The sequence below is a fragment of the Streptomyces sp. NPDC087428 genome, from assembly GCF_044744085.1.
GTDB lineage: Bacteria > Actinomycetota > Actinomycetes > Streptomycetales > Streptomycetaceae > Streptomyces.
In genome coordinates this window covers 9,727-28,240 of the sequence record NZ_JBIUXR010000025.1, presented here as the reverse complement: position 1 = coordinate 28,240, position 18,514 = coordinate 9,727, and the positions used below count along the sequence as shown (strand labels likewise).

The window sequence follows — 18,514 nt, the reverse complement described above, 5'->3', positions numbered from 1 at the left end:
CCACGAGATCCGAGCTACCAAGAAGGTGTCGAGATGTCCCAGCCGCAAGCAGACCCAGCCCTCATCCTCGGCGTCGGCGTCCCCGCGCACGTCGCCACGTACAACGACACGGCCGAGGACCTTCCCGAGGGTGAGCTGCACACGCTCTTCGCCGCGCAGGCCGCCCGCACCCCGCGGGCCGTCGCCCTCGTCCGCGAGGACCGCAGCCTCACCTACCGGGAGCTGGACAGTGCGGCCAACGCACTCGCGCACCGGCTCGTCACCGACGGCGTACAGCCCGGCGACGCCGTCGGCCTCCTCTTCGACCGCTCGTTCGCGTACGTCATCACGGTCCTCGCCGTACTGAAGAGCGGCGGCGTCTACGTACCCCTCGACCCCCGCCAGACCGAGGAGCGGCTCAGCTGGATCCTCGGCAACACCGGCGCCACCCTCCTGGTGACCGACCGCGCGCCCGGGGAGACGGACTTCGCCGCGGACCTGCGCACCCTGCGGCTCGACGACGACAGCGCCACGGCCGGCAGCGCGCCCACGGCACCCGACATCACGGTCCACCCCGACCAGCCGCTGTACATCATGTTCACCTCCGGCTCCAGCGGCACCCCCAAGGGCGTCGTCAACACCCACCGCAACGTCGTCGAACTGGCCCTGGACCCCGGCTTCGGCGCCGCCGCCCACGAGCGGGTACTCGCCTACTCGCCCCTGCCCTTCGACTCCTCCACCTACGAGCTGTGGGTTCCCCTGCTGCGCGGCGGACTGGCCGTCATCCTGTCCGCCCCGAAGATCGACATCGGTGAACTGGCCGAGGCCATCACCCGCCACCAGGTGACCGCCGCCTATTTCACCACCGCCCTCTTCGACGCCATGGCCGGCGAGGCGATCGACGGGCTGCGGCAGCTGCGCGAGATCTGGACCGGCGGCGACGTCCTGTCCGGCGTCGCCCTCCAACGAGCCCTCGACCACTGCCCGGACACCACCTTCGTGCACGTCTACGGCCCCACAGAGGCGACCGTCTTCTGCAGCTACCAGACCTTCACCCCCGAGGTACGCACCCTCGACCGGCTCCACCTCGGCATCCCGATGGCGAACACCGCCATGTACGTCCTGGACGCGGAACTCCGCCACACCGCCCCCGGCGAAGCCGGTGAACTCTACGTCGCGGGACCGCACCTCGCCCAGGGCTACGGACGGCTGCCGGCCATGACTGCCGAGCGGTTCACCGCCGACCCGTACGGACCCGCCGGCAGCCGCATGTACCGCACCGGCGACCTGGCCGCGTGGAACGAGCACGGCGAGGTCGTCTTCCTGGGCCGCGCCGACCAGCAGGTCAAGCTCCGCGGCAACCGCATCGAACTCGGCGAGATCGAGACCGTGCTCGTCCGCCACCCCTCCGTCGCCCAGGCCGCGGTCATCGTCCGCGAGGACCGGCCCGGCGACAAGCGCCTGGTGGCCTACGCCGTGCCCGCCGAGCCAGGCGTCCTGGACGGCGCCGAACTCCTGCGCCACGTGGGCGAACACCTCGTCGAGTACATGGTGCCCTCGGCCGTCGTTCCGCTGGGAACCCTGCCGCTGACCCCGAACGGCAAGCTGGACCGGCGCGCACTGCCCGCACCCCGACTCGGCGCGACCCCCAACGGCCGGGCCCCGCGCAACCCCGTCGAGGAGGTCCTCTGCGGGCTGTTCGCCCACTCCCTCGGCCTGCCGTCGATCGGCATCGACGACGACTTCTTCGCCGTCGGCGGCCACTCCCTGCTCGCCACCCGGCTGGTCAGCCGGGTGCGCACCGTCCTCGACGTCCAGCTGACCCTGCGGCAGTTCTTCGAGTACCCGACCGTGGCCCTGCTCGCCGGATACGTCGCCACCGGCGGCGGCGAGTCCGCCCGCCCGGCCCTGACAGCCCAGGAACGGCCGGAGCCGCTGCCCCTCTCGGCGGCCCAGCAGCGGCTCTGGTTCCTCGACCAGTTGGAGGGCCCGTCGGCGACGTACAACATCCCGCTCGCCGTCCGGGTGCGGGGCGAACTCGACGTGACGGCCCTGGAATCGGCGTTCATCGATGTCGCCGGACGGCACGAGAGCCTGCGCACCGTGTTCGGCCAGGCCGACGGCCGGACCTACCAGCGGATCCTGCCGGCCGACAGCGTCCGGGTCGAACTGCCGGTCACGCCGGCCACCGAGGACACCGTCGCCGCGCTGCTCACCTCCGAGTCAGAGCGCATCTTCGACCTGGCAGCCGATCTGCCGTTCCGCGCACGGCTGTTCAGCCTCGGCGAGCAGGAGTACGTACTCCTGGTCGTCATGCACCACATCGTCTCCGACGGCTGGTCCTACCAGCCGCTCATGCGCGACCTGAGCACCGCGTACGCGACCCGCTCACGCGGTGAGCGCCCCGCATGGGACGCGCTGCCCGCCCAGTACGCGGACTACGCCCTCTGGCACCGCGGCATACTCGGTGACCCGGCGGACCAGGAGAGCGTCGCCGCACAGCAAATCGACTACTGGAAGCAGGCGTTGGCCGAGCTCCCGGAGGAAGTCACCCTGCCCGCCGACCGGCAGCGGCCGGCCGTCGCCTCCTACCGCGGCGCCACACACACCGTGCACTGCGCAGAGGCAGTCCACACCCAGCTCGCGGAACTGGCGAGCGAGTCGGGCGCCTCGGTGTTCATGGTGGCCCAGGCGGCGGTGTCGGCGCTGCTGTCGCGGTCCGGCGCCGGGCACGACATCCCCCTCGGCTCACCGATCGCCGGCCGTACGGACCAGGCCCTCGACGATCTCGTCGGGTTCTTCGTCAACACCCTGGTCCTGCGCACCGACACCAGCGGGGACCCGACCTTCCGGGAGTTGCTGACCCGGGTCAGGGAGACCGACCTCGCCGCATGGGGGAACCAGGACCTGCCCTTCGACCGGCTCGTGGAAGCCCTCAACCCGGACCGCTCTGCGGCCAGGCACCCGCTGTTCCAGGTGATGCTGACACTGACCGACGCGGACACACCGACACTCGTCGCCGGTGACCTGGACACCGAGTCGGAGTTCACCTGGCTGCGATTCGCCAAGTTCGACGTCACGTTCTCGTTCGCGGAGCATCGTGGGGTGGATGGTCGGCCGGGTGGGCTGGACATCACGATCGAGTATGCGACGGATCTGTATGACGCGCGGTCGGTGGAGTTGGTGGGTGAGCGTCTGGTGCGGTTGCTGGGTGCCGCGGCGTCGGCTCCGGATGTGCCGTTGGGTGAGCTGGAGTTGTTGTCGGCTGATGAGCGTGGGGTGTTGTTGGGGGAGTGGGCCGGTGAGGTGACCGGTTCGCCGGGTGTGGGGCTTGCGGAGTTGTTCGCGGCGCAGGTGGTGCGGACGCCGGATGCGGTGGCGGTGGTGGGCGAGGGGCGTGAGTTCTCCTACCGTGAGGTGGATGTGCTGGCCAATCGTGCGGCGCGGGTGCTGATGGGTGAGGGTGTGCGGCCGGGTGGTCGGGTGGCGTTGTTCCTGGAGCGCTCGGTGAGTGCTGTGGTGACGACGCTGGCCGTGGTGAAGGCGGGTGCGGTGTATGTGCCGTTGGATACGCGTTATCCGGCGGAGCGGGTGGAGTTGATTGTTGGTGGGTCGGGTGTGTCGCATGTGGTGACGGATCGGGGTGCGGGTTCGTTGGTGGTGCCGGCGGGGGTGCGGGTGCTGGGGCCGGTGTGGGGTGGTGGGGGTGATGCGTCGGATCCGTTGGTTGCGGTGCATGTGGATCAGCCGGTGTACGCGATGTTCACGTCGGGTTCGACGGGGGTGCCGAAGGGTGTCGCGGTCACGCATCGCAATGTGGCGGACCTGGCCGCGCAGACGATGTACGCGAACGGCGGTCACGGGCGGGTGCTGTTCCACTCCGCGATGGCGTTCGATGCCTCGACGTACGAGATGTGGGTGCCGTGGCTGAACGGCGGCACCCTTGTCGTCGCCCCCGCAGGACACCTCGACGCAGCCGCGTACGAAGGACTGATCGCCGAGCACGGGATCACGGCCCTCTGGCTGACGGCCGGGCTGTTCCGCGTGATGGCGGAGGAGGCGCCGGAGGCGTTCGCGGGGGTGCGTGAGGTGTGGGCGGGTGGTGATGTGGTTCCGCCGGAGGCGGTTCGCCGGGTGATGGACCGTTGCCCGGGGGTCACCGTGGTCAACGGTTACGGTCCGACGGAGACGACGACGTTCGCTACCACGCACCGTGTCCACCGGCCCCTGGACTATGCGGGTGCGATCCCCATCGGGGAGCCCTTGGACAATCACCGGGTGTATGTGCTGGACGAGGGGCTTCGGCTCGTCGCTCCGGGTGTTCCGGGCGAGTTGTACATCGCGGGTGCCGGCCTGGCGCAGGGGTATCTCGACCGCCCGTCGCTCACGGCGGACCGTTTCGTGGCCGACCCGTACGGTCCCTCCGGGACGCGGATGTACCGCACCGGTGATCTCGTGCGGTGGAACCACGAAGGTTCCCTCGAATACCTCGGCCGGGCCGACCAGCAGGTCAAACTCCGCGGCTTCCGCATCGAACTCGGCGAGATCGAGACGGCGTTGACCGCCCACGAGAGCGTGGGGCAGGCGACCGTCGTCGTCCGGGAGGACCGGCCCGGCGACAAACGCCTCGCCGCCTACCTCGTCGCCGCCGACAGCGCCCGGATCGACACCGAGTCCGTGCGCCGCGCCATGGCCGGCGCCCTCCCCGAGTACATGGTCCCGTCCGCCTTCGTCGTCCTCGACGAGATCCCGCTCACCGTCAACGGCAAGGTCGACCGACGCGCCCTTCCCGCACCGCAGTTGAGCGGCGAGGCCGCCGGGCGCGCGCCTCGGGGGCCGGGCGAGGAGGTCCTGTGCGGTCTCTTCGCGGAGGTCCTCGGGCTGACCTCGGTCACCATCGACGACCACTTCTTCCACCTCGGCGGGCACTCCCTGCTCGCCACCCGCCTCATCAGCCGCATCCGGCAGGCCTTCGGCGTCCAGATCACGGTCAGGGACCTCTTCCAGGGCCCGACAGTCGCCGCTCTGGCCGAGTACGTCGAAGCGGGCGGCGAGGAGACCGTACAGCGCCCCGTCCTGCGGGAGGCCGTCCGGCCGGAGCGGGTGCCGCTCTCCTCGGCGCAGCAGCGCCTCTGGTTCCTCCACCACCTGGAGGGGCCGTCCGCGACGTACAACATCCCGCTGTCCCTGCGCCTCACGGGCGCACTCGACACGGACGCGCTCCAACTCGCGCTCACCGACCTGGTGGTGCGTCACGAGTCGCTGCGCACCCTCTTCGGAATGGCTGACGACGCCGCCTACCAGTGGCAGCTTCCGGCGGCCGAGGTCCGGGTGGAACTGCCCGTCATCGCGGCGACCGGGGACACGCTGGAGGCGGAGCTCGCCGACCACGCCGCGCGGAGCTTCGCCCTCGAATCCGAACTGCCCGTCCGGGCAGCCCTGTTCGCCCTCGGGGCCGAGGAGCACGTCCTGCTGGTGGTGATGCACCACATCGCCTCCGACGGCTGGTCCACCACCCCGCTGCTGCGGGACCTCACGGCCGCCTACACGGCGCGCACCCAGGGCGCCGCCCCCGACTGGGAGCCGCTGCCGGTCCAGTACGCCGACTACACCCTCTGGCAGCAGGAACTGCTCGCGGCGGACGGGGAGCGGCAGGAGGAGTTCTGGCGCGCCACGCTGGACGGGCTGCCCGACGAGGCCACCCTGCCGGCCGACCGCCCGCGCCCGGTGGTGGCCACCTACCGCGGCACCACTCACGGCGTTCACGTCCCCGCGGCGCTGCACGCCGGGCTGACCCGGCTGGCCCGCGAGACCGGCAGCACGCTGTTCATGGTGGCTCAGGCCGCCGTCGCCACCGCGCTGTCCCGCTCCGGCGCCGGGGAGGACATCCCGATCGGTGCCCCGATCGCGGGCCGCTCGGAGCAGTCCCTCGACGACCTGGTCGGGTTCTTCGTCAACACCCTGGTGCTGCGCACGGATCTCACGGGCGACCCGAGCTTCCGCGAACTGCTGACCCGGGTCCGGGAGGCCGATCTCGCCGCCTGGGCCCACCAGGACCTGCCCTTCGACCGGCTGGTGGAGGCCCTCAACCCCGAGCGTTCCACCGCCCGCCACCCGCTCTTCCAGGTGGTCCTCACCCTTCAGGAGGCGCTCACCCCCACGGTCGAACTCCCGGGAATCACAGCCGAGTCGGGCTTCACTTCGCTGGACATCTCCAAGTTCGACCTGACCTTCTCCTTCCACGAGCACCGCACGGCGGACGGCAGCCCGGACGGTCTGGACATCAGGGTCGAGTACGCCACCGACCTGTACGACGCCGGCACCGTCGAGGCAGTCACCGACCGACTGGTCCGGCTGCTGGGCGACGCCGTCGAACGCCCCGAAATCCCCGTGGGTGAACTGGAGTTCATCGGTCGTGACGAGCGTCACCAGTTGCTGGAGGGCTGGAACGGCGCGGTCACCGGTTCCTCCGACGCCGGTCTCGCGGAGCTGTTCGCCGCGCAGGCCGCCCGCACCCCGGACACGATCGCCCTGGTCGACGGCGACCGCGAGCTGACGTACGCGGAGCTGGACGCGGACGCCAACCGGCTGGCCCGCCACCTCGTGGGCCTCGGCGTCCGGCCGGAGAGCGTCGTCGCCGTCCTGATGGAGCGGTCGGCGGACCTGCTCACCGGGCTCCTCGCGGTCGTCAAGGCCGGAGGCGTCTACGCCCCGCTCAACACCGCGGACCCCGACACCCGCCTGCTGCGGATCCTCGCCGAGACCGGGGCGCCGGTCCTGCTCACCGACAAGGTGCTGGCCGATCACCCGGTCGTGGCCCGGACCACCGCGCGGACCGTCGTGCTCGACGGCACCGTGGGCTTCGCCCACCTCCCGTCGACGCCGCCGGCCCAGCCGGCCCATCCCGACCAGTGGCTGTACGTGATGTTCACGTCGGGTTCGACGGGGGTGCCGAAGGGCGTCGCGGTCACCCACCGCAATGTCGCGGACTTGGCCGCCCAGGGCATGTACGCGAACGGCAGCCACACCCGGGTGCTCTTCCACTCGCCGCACACCTTCGACGCCTCGACACACGAGATCTGGGTGCCGTGGCTGAACGGGGGCACGGTCGTCGTCGCACCTCCGGGCTACCTCGACCCCGGGACCCTGGGCGGGCTGCTGACCGAGCGCGGCATCAGCTCGCTTTGGCTGACGGCCGGGTTGTTCCGGGTGATGGCGGAGGAGGCGCCGGAGGCGTTCGCCGGGGTGCGTGAGGTGTGGGCGGGCGGTGACGTGGTTCCGCCGGAGGCGGTACGCCGGGTCATGGACCGCTGCCCGGAGGTCACCGTCGTCAACGGTTACGGTCCGACGGAGACCACGACGTTCGCCACCACCCACCGCATCCACCGCCCCCTCGACCACGCGGGCGCCATTCCGATCGGTGAGCCCCTCGACAACCACCGCGTCTACGTGGTGGACGAGAACCTGCGGCTCGTGCCTCCGGGCACCCCCGGCGAGCTGTACATCGCCGGAGCCGGTCTCGCCCGTGGCTACCTGGGCCGGCCGGGCATGACGGCGGAGCGCTTCGTCGCGGACCCGTTCGGTCCGCCCGGCACGCGGATGTACCGGACCGGCGACCTGGTCCGGTGGAACCTTGAGGGCTCCGTCGAGTACCTGGGCCGGGCCGACCAGCAGGTCAAGCTCCGCGGCTTCCGTATCGAACTCGGCGAGATCGAGACGGCGCTGGCCGCCCACGAGAGCGTGGGGCAGGCGACCGTCATGGTCCGGGAGGACCGGCCCGGCGACAAACGCCTCGCCGCCTACCTCGTCGCCACCGACGGCGCCCGGATCGACGTGGCGGAGCTGCGGGGGCACGTCTCGGCCGCCCTGCCCGAATACATGGTCCCGGCCGCCTTCGTCGTCCTCGACGAGATCCCCCTCACCGTCAACGGCAAGGTCGACCGACGCGCCCTGCCCGCACCCCAGGTCGCGCACGCCACCAACGGGCGCGCACCACGCACACCGCAGGAAGAAGTCCTCTGCGGACTCTTCGCGGCCGTGCTCGGACTGCCGTCGGTCACCATCGACGACCACTTCTTCCACCGGGGCGGCCACTCGGTGCTCGGCACCCGGCTGATCAGCCGCATCCGGCGGGCATTCGGCGTCCAGCTCGGCGTGAAGGACCTGTTCCGCAACCCGACGGTGCTCGCCCTCTCGGAGTGCGTCACCGCGGGCAGCGGCGAACTGCCCCGGCCGGCACTGATGCCGGAGGAGCGGCCGGAGCGTGTTCCGCTCTCCTCCGCCCAGCAGCGGCTGTGGTTCCTCGACCAGATGGAAGGCCCCTCCGCCACCTACAACATCCCCCTGGCCCTGCGGCTCAAGGGCGCCCTCGACCAGCGGGCCCTCGCCCTGGCCCTCACCGACCTCACCACCCGGCACGAAGGCCTGCGCACCGTCTTCCCCACCCACCAGAACATCCCGTACCAGCACGTCCTGCCCCCGACCACCACCGACCTGCCCCTCATCAGCACCACCGAGGACGCCCTCACCGCACAACTGGCCGCCCTCTCCGCGGCCACCTTCGATCTGGCCGTCCAGCCCCCCATCCGCACGCATCTGCTCTCGCTCGGCGAGCAGGAGCACATCCTGCTGGTGGTCATCCACCACATCGCCTCCGACGGCTGGTCGAACGGCCCGCTCTTCCGTGACCTCGCCACCGCCTACGCGGCCCGCACCGAGGGCACCGCCCCCGCCTGGGAGCCGCTGCCGGTCCAGTACGCCGACTACTCCCTCTGGCAACAACGCCTCCTGGGAAGCGACGAGGAACGCCAACTCGACTACTGGCGCTCGGCACTGGCCGAGCTGCCGGAGGAGGCCACGCTGCCGGCCGACCGGCCCAGGCCGGCCACCGCGTCCAACCGGGGCACCACACACACCGTGCACTGCCCGCCCGCCCTGCACGACTCGCTCACCTCGCTGGCCCAGGACACCGGCAGCACGCTCTTCATGGTGGCCCAGGCGGCGGTGTCGACCCTGCTGTCGCGGTCCGGCGCCGGGCACGACATTCCGCTCGGCTCACCCGTCGCCGGCCGCACCGACCCGGCGCTCGACGACCTCATCGGATTCTTCGTCAACACCCTCGTGCTCCGCACCGACACCAGCGGCGACCCGAGCTTCCGGGAACTGCTGACCCGGGTCAGGGAGACCGACCTCGCCGCATGGAGCCACCAGGACCTGCCGTTCGACCGGCTGGTCGAAGCACTCAACCCCGAGCGCACCACCGCCCGGCACCCCCTCTTCCAGGTCATGCTCACCGTCGGCGACATGTCGGCCGAGGAGCCCGAACTCCCGGGGCTGGAAGCGGCGTACGAGTTCTCCAAGGTGGAGATCGCCAAGTTCGACCTGACCTTCGGCTTCGCGGAGCATCGTGGGGTGGATGGTCGGCCGGGTGGGCTGGACATCACGATCGAGTATGCGACGGATCTGTATGACGCGCGGTCGGTGGAGTTGGCGGGTGAGCGTCTGGTGCGGTTGCTGGGTGCCGCGGCGTCGGCTCCGGATGTGCCGTTGGGTGAGCTGGAGTTGTTGTCCGGGGATGAGCGTGGGGTGTTGTTGGGGGAGTGGGCCGGTGAGGTGACCGGTTCGCCGGGTGTGGGGCTTGCGGAGTTGTTCGCGGCGCAGGTGGTGCGGACGCCGGATGCGGTGGCGGTGGTGGGCGAGGGGCGTGAGTTCTCCTACCGTGAGGTGGATGTGCTGGCCAATCGTGCGGCGCGTGTGCTGATGGGTGAGGGTGTGCGGCCGGGTGGTCGGGTGGCGTTGTTCCTGGAGCGCTCGGTGAGTGCTGTGGTGACGACGCTGGCCGTGGTGAAGGCGGGTGCGGTGTATGTGCCGTTGGATACGCGTTATCCGGCGGAGCGGGTGGAGTTGATTGTTGGTGGGTCGGGTGTGTCGCATGTGGTGACGGATCGGGGTGCGGGTTCGTTGGTGGTGCCGGCGGGGGTGCGGGTGCTGGGGCCGGTGTGGGGTGGTGGGGGTGATGCGTCGGATCCGTTGGTTGCGGTGCATGTGGATCAGCCGGTGTACGCGATGTTCACGTCGGGTTCGACGGGGGTGCCGAAGGGTGTCGCGGTCACGCATCGCAATGTGGCGGACCTGGCCGCGCAGACGATGTATGCGAACGGCGGTCACGGGCGGGTGCTGTTCCACTCCGCGATGGCGTTCGACGCCTCCACCTACGAGATGTGGGTGCCGTGGCTCAACGGCGGCACACTCGTCGTCGCCCCCGCAGGACACCTGGCCTCGGCGGACTACCAGCGGCTGCTGGCCGAGCACCGGATCACCGCCCTCTGGCTGACGGCCGGGCTGTTCCGCGTGATGGCGGAGGAGGCGCCGGAGGCGTTCGCGGGGGTGCGTGAGGTGTGGGCGGGTGGTGATGTGGTTCCGCCGGAGGCGGTTCGCCGGGTGATGGACCGTTGCCCGGGGGTCACCGTGGTCAACGGTTACGGTCCGACGGAGACGACGACGTTCGCCACCACGCACCGTGTCCACCGGCCCCTGGACTATGCGGGTGCGATCCCCATCGGGGAGCCCTTGGACAATCACCGGGTGTATGTGCTGGACGAGGGGCTTCGGCTCGTCGCTCCGGGTGTTCCGGGCGAGTTGTACATCGCGGGTGCCGGCCTGGCGCAGGGGTATCTCGACCGCCCGTCGCTCACGGCGGACCGTTTCGTGGCCGACCCGTACGGTCCCTCCGGGACGCGGATGTACCGCACCGGTGATCTCGTGCGGTGGAACCACGAAGGTTCCCTCGAATACCTCGGCCGGGCCGACCAGCAGGTCAAACTCCGCGGCTTCCGCATCGAACCGGGCGAGATCGAGACCGCCCTCGTCGGACAGCCGGGCGTGGCCCAGGCCACCGTCGTCGTCCGGGAGGACCGGCCCGGCGACAAACGCCTCGTCGCCTACCTCACCGCGGCCGACGGCGTGCGGATCGAACCCGGCGACGTACAGCGGCAGATGTCCGGGCTGCTGCCCGAGTACATGGTCCCGTCCGCCTTCGTCGTCCTCGACGAGATCCCGCTCACCGTCAACGGCAAGGTCGACCGACGCGCCCTGCCCGCACCGCAGATCGTCAACGACGCCACCGGGCGCGCACCGCGCACCGCCAAGGAAGAAGTCCTGTGCGGACTCTTCGCGGAGGTCCTCGGACTGACCTCGGTCACCATCGACGACCACTTCTTCCACCTCGGCGGGCACTCGCTCCTCGCCACCCGGCTCGCGGGCCGGATCCGCACCGTACTCGGGGTCGAACTCTCCGTGGCGACCCTCTTCGAAAACCCGATCGTGGCCACGCTCGTCGAGAAGCTCGACGGCGCCGCGGCCGCGCGGCCCAAACTTCGGCCGATGCGCCGGATGGGAGTGACCAAGTGATTCCCTTGTCCTTCGCCCAGCAGCGGCTGTGGTTCATCGCCCAGATGGAAGGGCCCTCGACCACCTACAACATCCCGCTCGCCGTCCGGCTGAACGGCCGGCTCGACCGCCTGGCGCTCCACTCGGCGCTCCTGGACCTCGTCGGCAGGCACGAGAGCCTGCGCACCCTCTTCCCCGACCAGGACGGCACCCCGTATCAGCGCATCCTCGCCGAGGAAGAGGTGGAGCTCCCGCTCGACGTCGTCCCGGCCGACACCGCGACGCTGCCGGTCGTCCTCGCGGAGCAGTCCGCCCAGGTCTTCCACCTCGCGGTGGACCTGCCCGTCCGGGCCCGTCTCATCGCCCTCGGCGCGCAGGAACACGTCCTGCTCATCGTCATGCACCACATCGTGTCGGACGGCGGTTCGACCGCGCCGCTGCTCCAGGACCTCGCCACCGCCTACGAGGCGCGGGTCGGGGGCGCCGCCCCCGCGTGGGAGCCGCTGCCGGTCCAGTACGCCGACTACACCCTGTGGCAGCAGGAACTGCTCGGCGAGGGCGACGACCCGGAGAGCGCCGGATCGCGTCAACTCGAGTTCTGGCAGCAGGCGTTGGCGGACCTGCCGGAGGAGGGGACGCTGCCGGCCGACCGTCCGCGCCCCGCCTCTGCCTCGTACGTGGGCGCCACCTGCGACGCCCGGCTGCCCGCCGACGCCCACACCGCGCTGACTCACCTGGCGCGGGAGTCCGGTGCCACCCTGTTCATGGCCGTCCAGGCCGCCGTCGCGACCGCCCTCTCGCGTTCCGGCGCCGGTCTCGACATAGCGATCGGCTCCCCGGTGTCGGGGCGCATCGACGAAGCACTCGACGGGCTGGTCGGCTTCTTCGTCAACACCCTGGTGCTGCGGACGGACGTCACGGGCGACCCGAGCTTCCGCGAACTGCTGTCCAGGGTCCGCAGGACGGATCTGGCCGCCTGGGACAACCAGGACCTGCCCTTCGACCGGCTGGTCGAAGTACTGAACCCCGAGCGTTCCGCCTCCCGCCACCCGCTGTTCCAGGTGATGCTGACCATGGGCGAGGCCGGTTCGGACGTCATCGGGTTCCCGGGGCTCGACGCCCGGACCGAGTACAGCGCCCTGCAGATCGCCAAGTTCGACCTGACGTTCGGCTTCGCCGAGCACCGCACCCGCGACGGCCGCCCGGACGGCCTGGACATCACCATCGAGTACGCCACCGACCTCTACGACGCCCGGACGATCGAGGCGCTCATGGCACGGCTGATCCGCCTCCTGGAAGCCGTCGTCACCTCGCCCGACACCCCGCTGTCCGTCCTCGACCTGCTCGGCGAGCACGAGCGGCGGCTGCTCCTGGAGGAGCGGAGCGGCGCCGCCACCGGCTCGTCCGGGAAGAGCCTGGCCGAGCTGTTCGCCGCGCAGGCCGCCCGGACCCCCGACGCGGTAGCCCTGGTGGACGAGGACCGCGACCTGACGTTCGCCGAACTCGACGAGATCACCAACCGGCTGGCCCACCACCTCGTCAACCTCGGGATCCGGCAGCACGACGTCGTCGCCGTCCTGATGGAGCGCTCGACCGACCTGCTCACCGCTCTGCTCGCCGTCGTCAAGGCCGGGGCCGTGTACGCCCCGCTGAACACCACCGACCCCGACAGCCGGCTCGTCCGGATCCTCGCCGACACACAGGCGCCGGTCCTGCTCACCGACCAGGCCCTGTCGGACCACCAAGTCGTCCTGGACGCCGACGCGCAGGTCGTCGTCCTGGGCGGTGCCACCGACCTCGGCCACCTTCCGGCCACCGCTCCGGCGTACGCCATCCACCCCGACCAGCCCGTCTACGCGATGTTCACGTCGGGTTCGACGGGGGTGCCGAAGGGTGTCGCTGTCACGCATCGCAATGTGGCGGACCTGGCCGCCCAGAGCATGTACGCGAACGGCAGCCACCGGCGCGTGCTGTTCCACTCACCGGCCGCCTTCGACGCCTCGACGTACGAGATCTGGGTGCCGTGGCTGAACGGCCGCACGGTCGTGGTGGCACCGCGCGGCCATCTCGCCCCGGCCGACTACCAGCGGCTGCTGGCCGAGCACCGGATCACCTCGCTCTGGCTGACCGCGGGACTCTTCCGGGTGATGGCGGAGGAGGCTCCGGAGGCGTTCGCCGGGGTGCGTGAGGTGTGGGCGGGCGGTGACGTGGTTCCGCCGGAGGCGGTTCGCCGGGTGATGGACCGCTGCCCGGAGGTCACCGTCGTCAACGGTTACGGTCCGACGGAGACCACGACGTTCGCCACCACCCACCGCATCCACCGCCCCCTCGACTACGCGGGTGCCATTCCGATCGGTGAGCCCCTCGACAACCACCGCGTCTACGTCCTAGACGCCGCCCTCCAGCTCGCCGCGCCCGGCGCTCCCGGCGAGCTGTACATCGCCGGCGCCGGCCTGGCCCAGGGATATCTCAACCGCGCCTCGCTGACGGCGGAGCGCTTCGTCGCGGACCCGTTCGGTCCGCCCGGTACACGGATGTACCGGACGGGCGACCTGGTCCGGTGGAACCTTGAGGGCTCCGTCGAGTACCTGGGCCGGGCCGACCAGCAGGTCAAGCTCCGCGGCTTCCGTATCGAACTCGGCGAGATCGAGACGGCGCTGGCCGCCCACGAGAGCGTGGGGCAGGCGACCGTCGTCGTCCGGGAGGACCGGCCCGGCGACAAGCGCCTCGCCGCCTACCTCGTCGCCGCCGACGGCGCCAGGATCGACACCGACGCCGTGCACCGCGAGATCTCCGTCGCACTCCCGGAGTACATGGTCCCGGCCGCCTTCGTCGTCCTCGACGAGATCCCCCTCACCACCAACGGCAAGGTCGACCGACGCGCCCTGCCCGCACCCCTGCTGAGCGCCGACGCCGGCGGCCGCCCGCCCAGGACGCCCGCCGAGGAAGTCCTGTGCGGTCTCTTCGCGGCCGTGCTCGGACTGCCGTCGGTCACCATCGACGACCACTTCTTCCGGCGCGGCGGGCACTCCCTGCTCGCCACCCGGCTCGTCAGCCGCATCCGCGCCGTGTGGGACACCGAGATCACCATCCGGGACCTCTTCCAGTACGCGACGGTCGCGCAGCTCGCCGAGCGGATCGCGGCCGAGGGCAGCGGGGAGCGGCGGCCGGCGCTGATGCCCCAGGAGCGGCCGGAGCGTGTTCCGCTCTCCTCCGCCCAGCAGCGGCTGTGGTTCCTCGACCAGATGGAAGGCCCCTCCGCCACCTACAACATCCCGCTCGCCCTGCGGCTCAAGGGCGCCCTCGACCAGCGGGCCCTCGCCCTGGCCCTCACCGACCTCACCACCCGGCACGAAGGCCTGCGCACCGTCTTCCCCACCCACCAGAACATCCCGTACCAGCACGTCCTGCCCCCGACCACCACCGACTTGCCCCTCATCAGCACCACCGAGGACGCGCTCACGGAACGCCTGGCCGCCGAGGCCGGCCGGACCTTCGACCTGTCGGCCGAGACCCCGTACCGGGCGAAGCTGCTGAAGCTCGGCGCCGAGGACCACGTACTCCTGCTCGTGATCCACCACATCGCCTCCGACGGCTGGTCGAACGGTCCGCTCTTCCGTGACCTCGCCACCGCCTACGCGGCCCGCACCGAGGGCGCCGCCCCCGCCTGGGAGCCGCTGCCGGTCCAGTACGCCGACTACTCCCTCTGGCAACAGCGCCTCCTGGAGCGGGACGAGGAACGCCAGCTCGGCCACTGGCGCGAGGTGCTCGCCGACCTGCCGGAGGAGGCCACACTCCCCACCGACCACGCCCGCCCCGCAGTCGCCTCCAACCGGGGCCGCACCCACGCCGTGCACTGCCCCGCCGAACTGCACACCGCCCTGATGTCCCTGGCCCAGGACACCGGGACCACGTTCTTCATGGTGGCCCAGGCGGCCGTCGCGGCGCTGCTCGCGCGGTCCGGTGCCGGGCACGACATCCCGCTCGGCTCACCCGTCGCCGGCCGCACCGACCAGAAGCTCGACGACCTCGTCGGGTTCTTCGTCAACACCCTGGTCCTGCGCACCGACACCAGCGGAGACCCGACCTTCCGGGAGCTGCTGACCCGCGTCCGGGAGACCGACCTCGCCGCATGGGCCCACCAGGACCTGCCGTTCGACCGGCTGGTCGAAGCACTCAACCCCGAGCGCACCACCGCCCGGCACCCCCTCTTCCAGATCATGCTCACCGTCGGGGACACCAGCAACGAGGCCCCCCGCCTCGCCGGGCTGGAGAGCGAGTTCGCCGCCCCGCCGGTCTCCGTCGCGAAGTTCGACCTCACCTTCGCCTTCGCCGAGCACCGCACCGCGGACGGCCGCCCCGACGGCCTCGACATCCTGATCGAGTACACCACCGACCTCTACGAGGCACGTACCGTCGAGGCCACGGCGGACCGCCTGGTCCGGCTCCTCACCGGGGCCGTGGCCGGCCCCGATCTGCCGCTGGCGGAACTGGAGACGGTCTCCGAGGACGAGCGGGTCCGGCTGCGCGAGTGGAGCGGCGCACCGGCGCCGGCGCCCGCCCTGGGGCTCGACGGACTCTTCACCGAACAGGCCGCCCGCACCCCGCACTCGGTGGCGCTGGTCCACGAGGAGCAGCGGGTGACGTACCAGGAGCTGGACATCTGGTCCAACCGGCTGGCCCGCCACCTGACCTCGCGCGGCGTCACCCCGGGCAGCGTCGTCGCCATCCACCTGGAGCGTTCACCGCAGCTCATCGCCTCCCTGCTCGCCGCCCTGAAGGCCGGGGCCGGATACACCCTGCTCGACCCGCAGTTCCCGGCCGACCGGCTGAACACCGTGCTCGGGCAGACCGGTCCGTCGGCGCTGGTCACCCAGGCCCACCTGACGGCCCTGTCGACCCCGGCCACCCTCGTCGACCTGACCGCGGAGATCCCCGCGATCAGCGGCCTGCCCGGGACACCGGTGGCGACGGGCGGGCACCCCGAATCCCTCGCCTGCGTGATGTTCACCTCCGGGTCGACCGGACTCCCCAAGGGCGTCGCCGCCTCGCACCGGGCGCTGGCCGCCACCTTCATCGGCCCCGACTACCTGGACTTCGGACCGGAACAGACCTATCTGCAGAGCTCGCCCGTGTCCTGGGACGCCTTCGCCCTGGAGGTCTTCGGACCGCTCCTGCACGGCGGCGTCTGCGTCCTGCAGCCCGGCCAGCACACCGACCCGCACCAGATCGCGGAGCTGGTCGAGCGGCACGGCGTCACCACCCTCCAGATGTCGGCGAGCCTGTTCAACCACATGCTCGACGAGCACCCGGTGGTCTTCTCCCGGATCAAGGAGGCGATGACCGCCGGTGAGGCGGCCTCGCCCGCCCACACCGCCAAGGCGCTCGCCGACCACCCCCACCTCCACCTGGTCAACGGCTACGGACCGGCCGAGAGCATGGGCTTCACCACCGCCCACGTCCTCACCCGGCCGGCGCCCGCCATCCCGATCGGACGGCCCATCACCGGAAAGCACGCCTACGTGCTCGACGAGAACCTCCGGCAACTGCCGCCGGGCGTCCCCGGCGAGCTCTACGTCGCCGGGCACGGCCTCGCCCACGGCTACATCGGGCAGCCCGCACTGAGCGCGGAACGCTTCGTCGCCGACCCGCACGGCGCGCCCGGCTCCCGGATGTACCGGACCGGCGACCTGGCCCGCTGGAGCCAGGACGGGGCACTGGAGTATTTCGGCCGGGCCGACCAGCAGATCAAGTTGCGGGGATTCCGCATCGAGCCGGGCGAGATCGAATCGGCACTGCTGCGGCACCCCTCCCTCGCGCAGGTGGCGGTGCTGATCCGGGAGGACCGGCCCGGTGACAAGCGCCTGGTGGCGTACGTGGTGCCCACCGAGGGCAGCGGCCGGCCCGACGTGTCCGAGCTGCGCCGGCACGCGGTCGCGGCGCTGCCCGAGTACATGGTGCCGGCGACGATCGTGCCCCTGGACGCACTGCCCCTGACCGTCAACGGCAAGCTCGACCGGCCCGCCCTGCCCGAACCGCCACAGGCCGACACCGGCGGCGGCCGGGCACCGCGCACCCCGGCGGAGGAAGTCCTGTGCGGCCTCTTCGCCGCGACCCTCGGGGTGCGGTCGGTCACCATCGACGACCACTTCTTCCAACTGGGCGGCCACTCCCTGCTCGCCACCCGGCTGATCGGCCGGATCCGCGGCATCTGGGAGACCCGCGTCACCATCCGGGACCTCTTCCAGTACCCGACGCCCGCACTGCTCGCCGAGCACATCGCCTCTGACACGAGCGGCGACCCGATGGAGACGCTGCTGCCGATCCGCGCCGCGGGCCCCGCCGCCACCGAGGCCCCGCTGTTCTGCGTCCACGCGATCTCCGGGATGAGCTGGTCGTACGCCGGACTGCTCCGGCACATCGGCGGACAGCGGCCGCTGATCGGCTTGCAGGCAAGGGAGTTGACGAGCCCCGCGGACCGGCCGGCCGGCATCGAGGAGATGGCCGACAGCTATGTGGCCGAGATCCGCTCGGTCCAGGCCCACGGCCCGTACCACCTGCTCGGCTGGTCGTTCGGCGGTCTCGTGGCGCACGCCATCGCGGCCCGGCTGGAGGAGCAGGGCGAGGAGGTGGCGCTCCTGGCGCTGCTCGACTCCTACCCGCTGCCCGACGGGTTCCGGCCACCCGCCGTCACCGGCCGCGAGGTCCTGACCGCCCTGCTCGGGGGCCGCGGCGCCGAACTCGACGTGCGGTGCGCCGACAGCGCCCCGGACGCGGCGGAGCTGGCCGCCGTGCTGCGCGCCGAGGACGCGATCCTGGGCGCGCTGGAACCGGCCCAGGCCGCCGCGGTCGTCGCCACCACGGCCGGGAACCTGGAGATGCGCTACCGGTACGTTCCGCAGCGGCGGTTCGGCGGCGACACGGTGTTCTTCAACGCCGCCCGCACACCCGCCGCGGCGACCGGCGCCGACTCCTGGGCACCCCATGTCCTGGGCCGGGTCGAGGAGTACGACATCGACTGCGAGCACTGGGACATGACCACCGCCGAGCCCCTGCGCGAGATCGGAAAGGTGCTGGCGGACGAGTTGCGCGGGGTACGCCACTGATCCTCACGACACGGCCCAGGTGCCCGGGACCGCCACCACGG

Annotated in this window: 2 protein-coding genes; both read left to right on the top strand. The window is 71.4% G+C overall.

All coding sequences use genetic code 11. From position 1 onward, the window contains the following. Positions 1-33: 33 nt before the first annotated feature. A complete protein-coding gene (locus tag ACIO3R_RS36845) occupies positions 34-11,388 on the top strand; it encodes an amino acid adenylation domain-containing protein (protein ID WP_402111379.1) in 11,355 nt (3,784 codons plus the stop codon). After that, a complete protein-coding gene (locus tag ACIO3R_RS36840) occupies positions 11,385-18,473 on the top strand; it encodes an amino acid adenylation domain-containing protein (RefSeq protein ID WP_402111377.1) in 7,089 nt (2,362 codons plus the stop codon). The genes ACIO3R_RS36845 and ACIO3R_RS36840 overlap by 4 nt, the downstream gene beginning before the upstream one ends. The last annotated feature ends 41 nt before the right edge of the window (positions 18,474-18,514 follow it).

Coding starts and splice junctions, on each gene's coding strand:
- ACIO3R_RS36845 (WP_402111379.1), top strand. CDS start 34: ATGTCCCAGCCGCAAGCAGACCCAGCCCTCATCCTCGGCGTCGGCGTC.